Below are 14,152 nucleotides of genomic sequence, written 5' to 3'. Positions count from 1 at the left end.
TCAAACGGAGATTGGAAGTGATAGGTTGCAGATTCAAAAATGAATTCTCTAATCTAATGTATAAGGAGCGAGTCCAATCGGAAGAGCTTCAGGACGGGTGCAAGTACTCTCCATTTCGTAGAATGAATGAGCGTCTGAAGAATCATGGAATGCCCACATCGCTTCTAGTACATGATAAGCCAATTCTCCACTGGCGCGGTGCTTTCTTCCCGTCCGAATGGCATAAGCCATATCCGCTGGACCAATTCCGCGCGTATTTTGATCATATCCAGATAACAGCGTTTGCTCTGTCCATTCATTCTCACCCATGAGCCGGAATTTCACCGGACCGCCAAAGTTATTAGGATCCGGCACTTGAATTGTTCCAAGTGTTCCGTAAATTTCTATATGCGGCAGGTTACTGCCGCCAAAAATATCAAAGCTTGTAATCAGCGTTGCAATGGCTCCATTCTCAAATCTTAATGTTCCGGCAACGTGAGTTGGAATTTGAACAGGAATTTTATTACCCAATTTCTTCTCACTTGTAATCGTGCGTTCTTCTAGCGCTTTACCAGTCATCCCGCTAACCGTACGAATTGGACCCAATAACTGCACCAATGCTGTCAAATAGTATGGTCCCATATCGAACATTGGACCTCCACCAGCGGCATAGTAGAATTCTGGATCTGGATGCCAATGTTCATGTCCACGCCCCATCATAAATGAGGTAGCTGCAACGGGTTCGCCAATTACACCCTCCTCGATCAGCTTCAAAACGGTTTGAATGCCCGATCCAAAGAATGTTTCCGGGGCGCTGCCCACTAATACACCCTTTTCACGTGCCGCAGACAGAACTTGGCGTCCTTCTTCTCTTGTCACAGCTAGTGGTTTCTCAACGTACACATGTTTACCCGCTTCAATAGCTTTCAGGCATACTTCCGCATGAACCGCTGGAATCGTCAGGTTGATAACGATCTCTATCCCCGGATCATTCAGTAATTGCTCTGTGGTATAAACGTTCGGAATATTGTATTTATCCGCTTGCTCCTGTGCTCTCGCCAAGTCCAAGTCCGCACAGGCAACTAGATCTAGAATCTCGAACTTCTGGCAGTTCTCCATATAGATACTACTAATTTTACCGCATCCGATAATTCCTACTTTGACTTTATCCATTTGTTGATCGCTCCCAGAGATTATTGACTGTCTGCCATTCCGCTATAGCTACTACTAACCGCTGAAAGATGGGATTGTGCGTGAGTTTTTCCCTCGGCAGCCCATAGCAGTCCTCTGCGCATCATTTTCTTTACCTGTGGCATAGCTACAATATCGGCATGATGTCCAAGTGAATTATAATACACTCTGCCATGACCCCATCGTTTGGTCCAAGCTACTGGCATATCCACGGCTTTGTTGAAAGAATGCGGGCCTTCAACAACTGGAAACCGAGTCGTTGCAAGTACTTCTACAGCCGGATCAACATGCAGATAATATTGCTCTGAACAAACGGTGAAGTCTTCTAATCCCTCTACCAAAGGACTTGAGCTTTGGCAAATCTCTACGGTGTAGTTCACACCATCATTGCCGGGATGAGCTACCCATTGTCCCCCCGTCATAAACTGCCAATCCACATTATTTCGGAAAGAATCACACATCCCGCCATGACATCCTGCAAGACCCGTACCGTTCTGTACAGCTGCCGAGACATTATCCACTAGCTTCTGATCGATTGTCCCCATTGTCCATACCGGAACGATCAAATCTAATCCAAGAAGCCTCTCCGCATCACCAAAAGCCTCAAGTGTATTCGATACCTCCACTTCAAACTGTTCCTCTTGTAACAACTTAGCGAATATATCAGCTACCAGTTCAGGCTCATGGCCATCCCAGCCGCCCCATACAATCAATGCTTTTCTCATTCTCAGCACTCCTTCTATTAGAGGTTGTTCAAAAAGTCCGCTTTTGATCACGCATTTTTGTTGATTACATCTCAGATATATCGACCCACCGGCGCTGTTCAATAGAGCGTTCTACAGCTTCTAACACAGCTTGGCATTTCACTCCGTCATGGAAATTAGGTTCAGGCTGACGTCCTTCTTCTATCGCATTGGATAACTCCAACATCTCGTGAATAAACGTATGTTCAAAGCCAATCGTATGACCCGGCGGCCACCAAGCCTCCGCATATTCATGCGCAGGATCTGTAGCCAGCACACGCCGAAAGCCCTGTACATCCTCTGCGTCTGAGGTTAAATAGACTTCAAGTTCATTCATCCGCTCAAAATCGAATTTCACACTACCTAGACTGCCGTTTATCTCAAATGAATTGGTAGAGCGATGGCCTGCTGCGAACCGCGTAGCTTCAAAACTACCCAAGGCACCGTTTGCAAAACGGGCTAAAAACAATGTCGCATCATCAACAGTAACCTTTCCCTTTGGTGCATCCTTGTCCCCTTTAGCGCTTAATCCGGTCATTTCAGCAGCAAGCGGACGTTCTTTAATGAAGGTCTCACTCATGCCGATTACTTCCTTCACGTCACCTACTAAGAAATGTGCCAAATCAATGAGATGCGCACCCAAATCACCATGTGAGCCTGAACCCGCGATCTCCTTCTGCAATCTCCACACTAACGGGAACTTCGGATCAATAATCCAATCTTGTAGAAACCATGCTCGAAAATGATAGATTTCTCCAAGCCGTCCGCTCTCAACTAGCTTCTTAGCAAGTCTAACCGCTGGTGAAAAGCGATAATTAAAACCAACCATATGTGTAACCCCTGCATCTTCAGCAGCTTGCAGCATTTCACGGGAATCCGCCAAGGTCAGCGCGAGTGGTTTCTCACAAAAAATATGCTTACCTGCTTTGGCTGCAGCCAAAGCTATCTCCTTATGTGCATTGCTAGGGGCATTTATATCAATAAGATCAATATCCTCACGAGTGATTAGATCTTTCCAATCTGTTACACAAGCCGACCATCCTAACTGAGTGGCAGCCTCTTCAAGCGCTTCAGCATTCCGTCCACAAATCACAGACATCTCTGGCTTAAGCGCTTTCGGGAAAAACATTGGCAGACTGCGGTAAGCATTACTGTGAGCCTTACCCATAAATTTATAGCCGATCATTCCAATGCGAAGCTGTTTCATCTTATTCCTCCTTAGGATTCATAATTATTGATGAAGCTCGTATTACTAATTCTGTCGGTAGTTTAATCTGGATGATTTGGGAGGACGTTGCCGTTTCTGAGAGGCTACACCCCAGCAATTCTAGTACCTTAGTTACAGCGATTTCACCCAGCTCATAAAAGGGAACATGCACACTGCTTAAGGCGGGGGTGGTAAGCTCAGCGGCATCCGAATCATCATAGCCCACCATAGCTGGGATACGATCCTTTGGGATACCTAGCTCCTGTAAACCTTGTTGCAAACCAATAGCCATTCGATCATTTGCGGCTACAATGGCATCAATCTCATTCAGCAGAGGCAACATCTCTTTGGCAGCCTTAACACCACTTTTACGGCTGAAATTCCCTTCGAATAAAAGTGAATCATCCAAAGGAAGGTTCGACTCCTCCAACGCACGCGCATAACCAGTTAAACGATCTCGGCTGTTCGAATAAGATACCGGGCCGTTTAGAAAGGCAATCCTCGTCAAGCCCTGATCCAGGAAGTGCTTGACCGCTTTCCGGCTTCCTTCAACATGATCAGCATCCACCTCATAAAAGGCCTCTCCTTCAAAATGCTGATTAATCAGGCAAAACGGGTGACCTTCCACCTTCAATCGGCGAAGTGAGGCTAGCTCACCTGGTTCTTCTTTGGCACCGAGTACAATGCAAGCATCAATCTTCCGCATCTTAAACAATGCGCTATAGTCCATTGGCTCTTCAGCGTTTCGAAACAGCATTAACAGATCATAGCCCTCTTCTCGCGCCTTACTCCCAATGCCACTTAATATTTCCGAAAAATAATAAGTGGAGAACAAGCGAGCTTTTGGCAAATAAGGCATGACTACACCGAGATTCCCACTCCTTCTTCGAGCAAAGCTCTGAGCGAGTGAGCTAGGAGTATATCCCAGCTTTAGAGCAGCGGCCAACACCCGTTCCTTCGTCTCTTCCTTGAGCGGACCTACATTGTTTAGCACACGAGAGACTGTGGCTTCTGAGACTCCGGCAAGCTCGGCAACCTCTTTACGGCTGGCGATAGAAATCCCTCCTACGAAAGCGCATTCAATTAATGTACGCGCGTACATTCTCTCATGAACCATGCCCTTCGTCAACCCTAATTTTGGATATTAAAAAATAATAAATCCCCTGAAATAAATCAGGGGATTTTATCATTGCCCATCAACCACGCTTGTACATGCTTTAGGAATTTTTTAGTGGCAGGAGAAGCGTATTTCATGGAATGTACAGCAATCCCCAGTGATCTGAAACTACGTTCCTCCAATTCAAGCATCGTTACATTATAATTCTGGCGAGTTAATACAAGCTCTGGCAAAATACTAATTCCAAGCCCCTTCTCCACCATGGCCATAATGGCATAATCATCACCTGCTGAGAACTTAATATTCGGTTTGATGCCTGCCTTATCCAGTACACGCCTAACATCATAATCTGAACCTGCCTTTGGTATGATGAAATCCTCTTTAGCAATTTGGGATAAGGATAGAAACGGCTCAGCACTAAGCGGATTTTCTTTGGACACGATGCCTAGCATCCTATCCTTTTTTAAGGGAATGACATCGAACTTATCGCGTGTAGGCAGAGAAATAAAACCACAGTCAACGACTCCAGCCTCGATCCATTGCTCAACCTCTAAGTAACCACCTTCCATCAACCTGATTTCTATATAGGGGTACTCACTGCGAAATTGCTTAATCATTCCTGGCAGCCAATGCACAGATACACTGGTGAATGTACCGATGGTAATGGTCCCTACCTCTAGCCCATGTATATCTGCCACCTCCTGCTTCAACTTTTCATTCCACTTTAGAATTTCACGGATAGGCTGCAGCACCTGCTCTCCATTTACCGTCAATTTAACGCCGGATCTATTTCTAATTAATAACGTGAAACCAAACTCCATCTCCAAGCTACTAATCGTGTGGCTAATTCCAGATTGCGTAAAGCCCAGCACATCTGCTGCTTTTGTTAAGCTCCCTAGCTCTACAACCTTTAGAAAAATCTCATATTTATTAATACTCAACCTCTATCCCTCACCTTTTTAAATTACATAAGTTTTACTCATGTATCCTATGATAAACATTCAGTTACCTTATGTATAGAGCCGTATTATACTAAATTGAGTTGAAAATGAAGAAGGATGGATGACGAGATGAAACCGCTCAAAGCTGAGCTGATGCTGTTAGTTGTAACATTATTTTGGGGTTCTTCCTACATATTTATGAAAATGGGGTTAGGTACGTTAGGTGAATTCAATTTGATTGCACTCCGCTTCGGACTTGCTTTTATATTAGCCGCAGTGATCTTTCATAAACGCTTAAGAAAAGCTGACATCAAAACATTGAAATATGGTGCTTTACTCGGATTCTTACTCCTAGGCGTGTTCACATGTATAACGTTCGGACTTAAGACTACGACAACCTCCAATGCAGGATTTTTAGTAGCCCTTACGGTCATTTTTGTACCGATACTAGATCGAGTACTTTTCAAAAAAAGAGTCGCACCTCCGCAAGTTTTTGGCTCCGTACTCGCTATAGCTGGAATCGGACTCCTTACATTAAACGCTACCTTAAAAATCCAACCCGGTGACTTCCTTTGTATTCTCTCAGCGGTGTTTTATGCGGTCCAGATCTTATTTACTGGAAAGGCAGTCAAAGAATGTGATTCACTGAATATTGGGATCTTGCAGTTGGGATTTGCCGGAGGGTTTGCTTTAGTGTTATCAGCACTGTTCGAGACGCCTTCGCTGCCTTCAACTTTACCGGCATGGATAGCGATCCTCGCACTTGGGATACTCTGTAGTGCCTGCGGATTCATCTTACAACCAATAGCTCAAAAATATACGACACCAACCCGCACCGGACTGATTTTCTCCCTTGAGCCGGTATTCGCTGCGCTGTTTGGTTATTGGTTCGCCGCCGAAAAGTTATCGATGCAAGGGTATGCTGGCGCAGCCCTTGTTCTACTGGGGATTGTAGCATCAGAGCTACTCGGTAAAGTTACTGTCAGTCCTCAGTGGACTCAGAAGAAACCAGAACATCTATAAAATGATTTTCTAATACAAAAGGCGTCGTTAGCTATGCAAGCTGAACGACGCCTTTTTATATTAACTTAGATTTTCGTATGAATTAATGTCCCATCATCATGGCAGCATCCGCCTTTTGACCCTCTTCGGAGGAGGAATCATTAGCGGAAAGCTTCGGTTTGCGCAGGATAATACTCATGAGTACACCGACTACAGCTATACAGCCAGAAAGGAAGAATACATCATCGAAGCCCAGTACTGCAGCTGTCAAAGGATTGCTTCCTGCTTTCAGTGCTCCCATGTGTACAGTTATTTGACTTGTCAAATAACCTGTTAAACCTGCAACCGCAAAGGCCACCACTACCTGCTGTGCAGCCGCTGTAAGCGATGTGACCCGGCTCACCAAATCACGTGGCGCTGCATTCAGAACATGTGTATTGAGTGGCATCATCGCTATACCCATCCCAAATCCTAATAAAGCAAGATACATCATAATGGTGTTTAAGCTTGTAGTTATCGTAATTCCCGATAGAAGGAATAAGGTAACTGTAATAATGCTCAGACCCACAAATGCCAGCGGGCGTGCCCCTATCTTATCAAACAATTTACCACCAAGCGGCATGCCGATTACACATGCTAAAGCTTGTGGAAGCAGAATTAACCCTGTCTCTAAAGGTGTATAAGCCCGGATCTGCTGTAAGTATAGCGGTACAAACAACATGGAACCAAACAATGCGGCTTGCATGACCCAAGTTAAAATAATACCGCGGGTGAAATCTGAGGAACGGAACACACGAAGATTAAGCAGAGGCTGCTTATGCCGCAGTTCAACGATTATAAATAGAATCAGTGCAACACCCCCAACAGATAGCCCGAGGATTGCAGGAGTCGATGACCAGCTATTCGCTCCACCTTCATTTACTCCATATGCCAGCATAGAGAACGCAATTGGAGCCAGTATAATACCTAGTATATCGAGATTGCCTTTACCGATCTTCTCCGTCTTGGGTAGATACTTCACACCAAGAATAATACCAACAATCCCAATCGGCACGTTAATCAGGAAGATCCAATGCCAGCTAACATATTCAACAAGCCATCCGGACAATATTGGGCCAAGTGCAGGTGCAAGCAGCATGGGAATCCCAAGCATCCCCATAATCGACCCTCTTCGTTCTGCTGGAGCTAACTTAAACACCATAGCCATCCCAATAGGAGCTACCATACCCCCACCAAGACCTTGGATTACTCGAAAAATAACAAGCTGCGAAGAAGTTTGAGCTATGGAACATAACATGGAGCCAAGAATGAACAACGTGAGCGTCACCAGAAACACCTGTTTAGACCCGAAGCGATCAGTCATCCAGCCTGCGAGCGGTATTACAGCAGCTAAAGCTAACGTGTAGCCTGTAATCGCCCACTGAATCGTTTTTAGATCTGAAGAAAAATAATCGACCAGTTTGGGTATAGCCACATTCACGACGGTGCCATCCAGAATAACCATAATCATTCCGACGATAATAGCAAGAAGCGGGGGGAGGATAGCTCTTAGTGAGAATGGCCGTTCTTCTGTCGGGCTACTCTGAGTAATTGATTTTGTCATCCAGTACTCCACTCTTTTCTCTAATTTAGTTAAATGCTTTAACGATTATTTCAAATTTTAATTTACCTTCGATGAATGTGAAAGTCAACAAATAAAACCCTTTTTTACAATAAAAATACATTACTTTTACTTTCATCTCAGAAAGTTTATTGAAACAAAAAAAAGACTATGCATAGTCCCTTAGAAATTTCTTCTTAAGGAACGTACGCATAGCCTGTTGTACTAAAACTGTATCAATAATTTCCTCCAAATTATATGGAAGGAAGGTTTCCCTTTAATTCAACAATCTTACCCGACTTATTGAGCACAAACTCAAGGGATGCTTCCGTTACAGCAAAGCCAAGTACACATTGTATGGACATTTGATCTTCTTTTTGACTACTTTCAGTAGACTTTATGCCATGGTAAGTACCAGCTCGTGCAGTGAAATCAGCCCAATATTTCTGTAAACCCGTAACGGAAAGCGAACGCTTCATTTCATCACTAAAGAATCGATTCTCTAATTCTTGAAATTGTCCAGTGCTCAGCAGTCCCGCTATCACACTAGCTGTAACCTCGGGCGCATAAACTTCCACTAGATTAGCTTCTGCATTATAAGAGGTTACCAGTCCAGCACTAGTGAAAAAAGAGAGCGGAACATATAAGTGTTCCTTCTTAAGCACAACTGCATCCTTAAAATCTCTTTTTGCTGTATCATTAATGGTAATGTGGTCCTCTCCAACTTTATATTCAATCTTTTGTTTGACTCCACTTAATGTAATGGTGTCTGTGCTTTTTTGATAAGTGGTCTGATATTTTAAGACGCTTGATGTCTCTCTAAGAGGAAGCAGGACCGTAGAACCGTTTGTATAGGCTGAATACAGATCTGATTTCAGAACCTGACCATTTAAAACCACCTTCACTTCACTAGCATCTGCCCAAGCCGTAGAATAGGTAGTTCCTCCAAATCCATTTACCAATAATAGTACACTTAACACCACAACAACCGCGATTTTGTTCATCCGTTCGAAACCTCCCTTTTTTTGACTATTAGTATTATGTGCGTTTCCAGCATCTGCTAATCCTAATGGTAATCAAGCTTAACAAAAAAAGTGAATTGCTTCTTACATGGACTTTCAAGTTCTAGGTTATTCCACTTTGAAGTCAAAATATTGTTTAGGATAAGGTTCCTTGATCAACGTAAAATGCCACCATTCCTTACTGTAAGGTTTAAATCCTTGTTTTACCATCGCCTCTTTGAGAATTGCCCGATTTGCTTTCTGAGTCTTGTTAATTAAGGACGTATCGTAATAGGAGATATCTCCGAAAAAATCAAACGGGCTGCCCATATCTACCTCAGCTCCCGTTTCTTTATTTACGATCGTTAAATCGATGGTGCTGCCTCTGGAATGGCCTGATTTTTTAGCTATAAACCCGAGTTTGAATAGATTACGTTTATCCAGTCGCGGATAATATTGCTGTTTCATTTTAGTATCTACGACATTCTGTGACCAGCTTACAAAATGATTCACTGCCGTCTGAGGACGATAAGCATCATAAACTTTAAGGATATACCCTTTGTTTGCTAAATCATCACTTACAGCCTTCAAAGCCGTTGCCGCTGTCCGCGAAAATATCGCTAAGGGCGCCTTATAGCCATCGATCCGCTTCCCAACAAAATTGTTGTCCCCGTAATAACGAATCTCAAATTGTGCGGTAGGAATCACTTCATCCAGATAGACAAAACCTTGCGGTAAATGATTCTTCTTCTCCATTTGCATCTGCTGCAGCACGGAGTCTGTTGAAGAGCCGACATAAGCAGCATAAGTACTGCCCATAAACATAGTGTTTGTCCACAATAACAGCACAACTGTGAAAACTGCGATTTTTGTTCCTCTTAATCCCATTCTCAATTGAGCCAGCCTCTTCTCAGATGTTGTCTTCACATATTCTAATAATTATGAGTTTACGGTTTCAACTAGAAATTTTTCGATTACAGGTGTGAATTTATTATTCGTAGAATTAAGTAATTGCAGCAGCTTTTCTAAAATCGAAAGAATTCTAGTATCGACTTTGCTATCTTTTAGTGCATCCTCATATGCCTTTTTTACTTCTGGTTTAATTACTCGCTCATCATAGTCATATGCAGGTGTATTACTTGTTCCATATAATAAGCGAGACGTTGCAAGGAGAAGTTCTTTTTGAAGAGCGGTTGAACGGTTAGAAGCAGGATATTTCGTCACAAAATCCTCTAGCGCAAGCGCCCTGTTCGTTAACTCGGTCCAACTAATCACAATCGCTGCATCAGAGACACTCGGTTGATTAGATTCGGTGGCCATAATATCAATATATGCTGCAATGTCCTTTGTAACATACGGCTTAAAAATCTTAAATCCCTCATAATGCATCACCGGATAGTACATGCCCTCACTGGTCTCCAGCTTATATCCCTTATCCCGGCCTTCAATTAACACGTTGCGTACGCTGGCATCTTTGATCGTATTAAGGAGTGAGGTATAGGTGAGATTTTTGTTTTTGGAAAAAGCATTATTTATCTCTTTCTGCATCTTGTCCGGAAAAACCTTTTCTGAGTATACAGATAAATGAGCCTTCTGTGCATTCTCGAGCTGGAGAGTCATCCGTGTCGCTGTCCAGTTATCCACTTCTTTGATGTGGTTAATTAAATAATTACGTGCGTAAGCAAGAGATGTCGGCTTCTGTACATACTGCTGGAATTGATTATAGACTTTTAGCGTTTCCGTTGCCGTTGCGGCAAGTACTGGCTCTATAACCAAAGTACTAAATCCTGTCACTGAACCAAGGGTGATAGCAATACTTAACAAGCTTGCTTTTTTCCAGTTCAATTAATGACCTCCTTATGCCATATATGTAATTGTACTTAATATTTAGACATACGGGAAGATCCTGAACCTATTCCAGCGCAGTATTATTATGGACGCCTTCAATATCCTTCCTACGATAAATGCCCATCAAAAGTCCAATAGCAGCATATTCAAACCACACATGACTCCCATAGCTGAGAAACGGAAATGGAATTGAGGTCAGCATCATTCCCCCGCTCAAAACAGCAAGACCATAGGCAAATCATATAGCAAGAAAAAATGCTAAACCAACAACAAGTGCCTGTCCGTAAGGTTCACGAATAGCTCGTATCGTTAAAAGAAGCTTAATGAAAAGCCAGGTTATAACAGCTACCAGAAGCAATCCACCCGCCCAACCAAAGCAATGAATAAGATAGACTGGCAACATATCGGAGTAGACATACGGCAGCTTTTGTTCTACTGATCCGAATCCGTGACCCCACCACCCAGCTGAACGAATTACTTCACGCATGACTTGATAAATATATCCATAACCTTCCGGATCTAAAGATGGATCTATAGCATTTATGAATCTAGCCAGCAAGTACTCACTATTTAATATAAAAAGTAGTCCAGCTATTGAAAAGAACCCTAACAACACGAAGCTCTTTAACCAATTGCGAATAATCCATAAATACAGTACTAGTGAGGAGACAAGATACAATACTAACTCTGGAAGAGCATTTAAAGAGATAAGCAACAACGCGGGGAGTAACAAAATGCCTACTTCGAACAGCCCGCTTCGCCAAGTTTTCTTGATAGCTGCTTCCCTACGATTTACTAGAATACCTGTTAGCGCAACAATCAGCATAAAAGGACGATAGGATGTCATGTCAGGTAAAATCAAAAAAATCCTAGGACCATAATTCACACCGTTCACTTGCGTTCCCCATCCAATACTCACTAATATCCCTATTATAGAAGTAGCATATAACACCCAAGAAAGTCCTTTTAATCTTCTGAAATCAATGAAGTACAATCCAAACATCAGTACAGTTCCTATGAGTATATTTATGGACTGCCGTCTAAGCGCATTATCTAAAAAAGAACCTTTAACAATATCACTATAGCCAGCATCCACAGAGCCCATTCCGATCAAACTAATCGCGGACAACAAAGCAATAACTCCAAACAATCCCCAAGGAACTCGTGGTTTATGTATTTGGTGAAGTTCCTTCCCTAACGTTTGCGGATTCCCCATTTGTGCGATTGCCCAAGCTATTGCTTCATCTCGGAGCATGCCGGTCGCTTCTTTTTCACAGATCAAATCTTCTAAATGACTGGCTAATTCTTGGCGTATTTCTGGATGAGTTTTTTTCGCTTTAATCTCTGCACATACTTCGTCCAAAAATTGCTGCTGCCTTTCTTTCATCATACATTCCCCTCTCCCAGAACAGAATCAACTGCACCTTTGAACATAACCCATTCTGCCCTTTTCTCTTTGAGCTTCTCTTTACCTTCATCCAGAATTCTATAGTACTTCCGCTTCCTTCCGTCTACCTCCATCCAATAGGCTTCAACCCAGCGTTCACTTTCCATCGCATGCAGGATCGGATATAAGGTTCCTTCTTTTAATGAAAAAATGCCCTGTGATCTCTGCTCCAACGCTTTGATCAGTTCATAACCATATAACGGCTTCTCCAGTAAAAGAGTCAGAATCAACGTGCCTGTACTGCCCTTCAGCATTTCTTTACTTACTTTCAATGGTCTGCGCCTCCTGATTACTAAAGTCCAATGATTAATATTTGAATATCCTGTTATATTAATTATCCTTCAATACCTAGAATAACTATACATCGTAAATCTATGTATGTAAAATCCAGGCTTATTGGTTACTCTGACATGTATAATATTACGTAAAAAACAACATTAGAAAAAATTAAACGACGATCGCTCCACGGTGTTCTGCCGATGGGTGATCGTCGTTTTTCTAAATACCTCTATATAATAATCAATCCTCCTACTTGTAATCAAAATATATTTATCCAATATATATTGACACAATATATATTGGTCCGATATATTATAAGCGTGATATACAAATATTTCTAATCAACAAGGAGGTTCTGTTTTGAACAGTCAGGATGTTATTTTAGGCATGCTTATGAAAGAATCGAAGACTGGTTACGAAATAAAACAGTTATTGGAGGATGTATTCTCTAATTTCTATAGTTCTAGTTATGGAACGATTTATCCCACACTTGCCCGCATGGAAAAGGAGGGTTTGATAACTAAGGAAAATGTGCAGCAGGAAGGTAAGCCTAATAAGAATCTTTTAAACATCACGGATAAAGGAAGAGATAGTTTTAACGCCTATTTACTAGCCCCACTAGAGGCTGACAGTATTAAGAAATCTGATTTTATGATGAGGCTATACTTTGGTGAATTTGTTGGGTATGACAAGGTGATTCTTTGGTTGAAGCAAGCACAGGAAGAATCACAACAGAAGTTAGATCAATTACTTGAGCAGTATTCACTTTATAAAAATACAATGCATCCAGCACAGATCATCTGTATCCAAATTGGCATAGAAGAATATAAAGCAAAGCTCAAAATCATTGCCGAAGGATTGTCAAACATGGAGCAGTTAGTGCTTACAAAGTAAGTTTTGTACGTACCAAGTGAAGAGGTAACGCTCAAAAAAACTTTAGGAGGAATTGTTAATGAAAACAATTTTTATAACAGGTACTTCGTCTGGCATTGGGAGAACTACAGCAAAACATTTTGCTGAAAGAGGATGGAACGTCGTAGCCACGATGCGTTCACCTGAACAAGAAAGTGAACTTATTACACTTGATAATGTATTGGTTTTACAGCTTGATGTTGAGAAATCAGACACAATTCAACCTGCGTTAGCGGAAGCGATTAAGCGGTTCGGTAAAATTGACGTTCTTCTCAATAATGCTGGTTATGGAACAATGGGTCTTATAGAAGTAGCTACAGATGAGCAGATCAGAAGACAGTTTGAAGTGAACGTGTTTGGTCTTATCAGTATGACTAAAGCCATATTGCCACATTTTAGATCGAATCAAGAGGGTTTACTGATCAATATCTCTTCTATGGGAGGGAAAGTAACCTTTCCTACGATGTCTCTGTATCATTCAACTAAATTCGCCGTAGAAGGTTTTTCTGAATCCGTATCTTATGAATTAGCATCACAGAACATTAGAGTTAAGTTAATTGAACCAGGTGCTATTCAAACGGACTTTGGTGGAAGATCGATGGAGTTCTTTTTTAATGATGCATTAACGGATTATAAACCCTTTACTACTGCATTCTTGGGTAAATTAGGTGAGATGGAAAACCAACCTTCCTATGCTTCACCTCCAGAAATTGTTGCGGAAACAATATATCAAGCCGCCACTGATGGGACAAGTCAATTCCGGTACATTGTTGGAGAAGATGCAAAAATGCTCATTCAAATGAAAGAAAATACAGATGAACAAGAGTATCTGACTAATATAGCCCAGCATTTTTCTTAAAAAGAAGTTAGGTGGCGGACGCTTCT

Annotated in this window: 14 protein-coding genes; 3 read left to right on the top strand and 11 right to left on the bottom strand. The window is 42.2% G+C overall.

Going from position 1 to position 14,152, the window contains the following annotated elements:
* Nucleotides 1-48: 48 nt before the first annotated feature.
* From ACN6MV_RS13830 to ACN6MV_RS13810, 5 genes are all read right to left on the bottom strand, one after another.
* Nucleotides 49-1,152 (bottom strand): Gfo/Idh/MocA family protein, encoded by a 1,104-nt coding sequence (locus ACN6MV_RS13830; RefSeq protein WP_042127335.1) that lies wholly within the window; start codon nt 1,150-1,152, stop codon nt 49-51.
* A gap of 20 nt (nt 1,153-1,172) precedes the next feature.
* Nucleotides 1,173-1,895 (bottom strand): ThuA domain-containing protein, encoded by a 723-nt coding sequence (locus ACN6MV_RS13825; protein ID WP_042127333.1) that lies wholly within the window; start codon nt 1,893-1,895, stop codon nt 1,173-1,175.
* Between the two features lie 64 nt (nt 1,896-1,959).
* Complete coding sequence (locus tag ACN6MV_RS13820; protein ID WP_419886553.1) at nt 1,960-3,120, bottom strand: Gfo/Idh/MocA family protein; 1,161 nt, start codon at nt 3,118-3,120, stop codon at nt 1,960-1,962.
* A 1-nt stretch (nt 3,121) separates the two neighbouring features.
* Entirely contained in the window at nt 3,122-4,237 is a 1,116-nt protein-coding gene (locus tag ACN6MV_RS13815; RefSeq protein WP_419886552.1) for a LacI family DNA-binding transcriptional regulator, read from the bottom strand.
* 56 nt (nt 4,238-4,293) lie between these two features.
* Entirely contained in the window at nt 4,294-5,178 is an 885-nt protein-coding gene (locus ACN6MV_RS13810; protein WP_076118344.1) for a LysR family transcriptional regulator, read from the bottom strand.
* Nucleotides 5,179-5,307: 129 nt separating this feature from the next.
* Between ACN6MV_RS13810 and ACN6MV_RS13805 the strand changes: the two genes are divergently transcribed.
* Nucleotides 5,308-6,201 carry a DMT family transporter gene (locus ACN6MV_RS13805; protein ID WP_076118343.1) on the top strand — a complete coding sequence of 298 codons (894 nt, stop codon included), beginning with the start codon at nt 5,308-5,310 and terminating at the stop codon, nt 6,199-6,201.
* Between the two features lie 82 nt (nt 6,202-6,283).
* Here the strand turns inward: ACN6MV_RS13805 and ACN6MV_RS13800 are convergent, their stop codons facing one another.
* The 6 genes from ACN6MV_RS13800 to ACN6MV_RS13775 form a co-directional block, all read right to left on the bottom strand.
* Complete coding sequence (locus tag ACN6MV_RS13800; protein ID WP_419886551.1) at nt 6,284-7,783, bottom strand: DHA2 family efflux MFS transporter permease subunit; 1,500 nt, start codon at nt 7,781-7,783, stop codon at nt 6,284-6,286.
* A 251-nt stretch (nt 7,784-8,034) separates the two neighbouring features.
* Nucleotides 8,035-8,784, bottom strand: coding sequence for a stalk domain-containing protein (locus tag ACN6MV_RS13795; RefSeq protein WP_419886550.1), 750 nt, complete (start codon nt 8,782-8,784; stop codon nt 8,035-8,037).
* Nucleotides 8,785-8,910: 126 nt separating this feature from the next.
* Nucleotides 8,911-9,669, bottom strand: a complete 759-nt coding sequence (locus tag ACN6MV_RS13790; RefSeq protein WP_419886755.1) for a M15 family metallopeptidase — start codon at nt 9,667-9,669, stop codon at nt 8,911-8,913.
* 51 nt (nt 9,670-9,720) lie between these two features.
* A complete protein-coding gene (locus ACN6MV_RS13785; protein ID WP_419886549.1) occupies nt 9,721-10,626 on the bottom strand; it encodes a hypothetical protein in 906 nt (301 codons plus the stop codon).
* Between the two features lie 241 nt (nt 10,627-10,867).
* The gene (locus ACN6MV_RS13780; RefSeq protein ID WP_419886548.1) at nt 10,868-12,019 is read right to left on the bottom strand and encodes an FtsW/RodA/SpoVE family cell cycle protein; all 1,152 of its coding nucleotides are present in this window, start codon (nt 12,017-12,019) and stop codon (nt 10,868-10,870) included.
* Entirely contained in the window at nt 12,016-12,348 is a 333-nt protein-coding gene (locus ACN6MV_RS13775) for a PadR family transcriptional regulator (RefSeq protein WP_042127319.1), read from the bottom strand. Before ACN6MV_RS13775 ends, ACN6MV_RS13780 begins: the two co-directional genes overlap by 4 nt.
* Nucleotides 12,349-12,715: 367 nt before the next feature.
* Here ACN6MV_RS13775 and ACN6MV_RS13770 point away from each other — a divergent pair, with 367 nt between their 5' ends.
* A complete protein-coding gene (locus ACN6MV_RS13770; RefSeq protein ID WP_052414591.1) occupies nt 12,716-13,249 on the top strand; it encodes a PadR family transcriptional regulator in 534 nt (177 codons plus the stop codon).
* Nucleotides 13,250-13,307: 58 nt separating this feature from the next.
* On the top strand, nt 13,308-14,126 hold the full coding sequence (locus ACN6MV_RS13765; RefSeq protein ID WP_419886547.1) for an SDR family oxidoreductase: 819 nt from the start codon (nt 13,308-13,310) through the stop codon (nt 14,124-14,126).
* Nucleotides 14,127-14,152 lie beyond the last annotated feature (26 nt).

This window comes from Paenibacillus sp. B-A-8, from assembly GCF_048572915.1.
GTDB lineage: Bacteria > Bacillota > Bacilli > Paenibacillales > Paenibacillaceae > Paenibacillus_AQ.
This window is presented reverse-complemented; position numbering and strand designations above follow the sequence as displayed.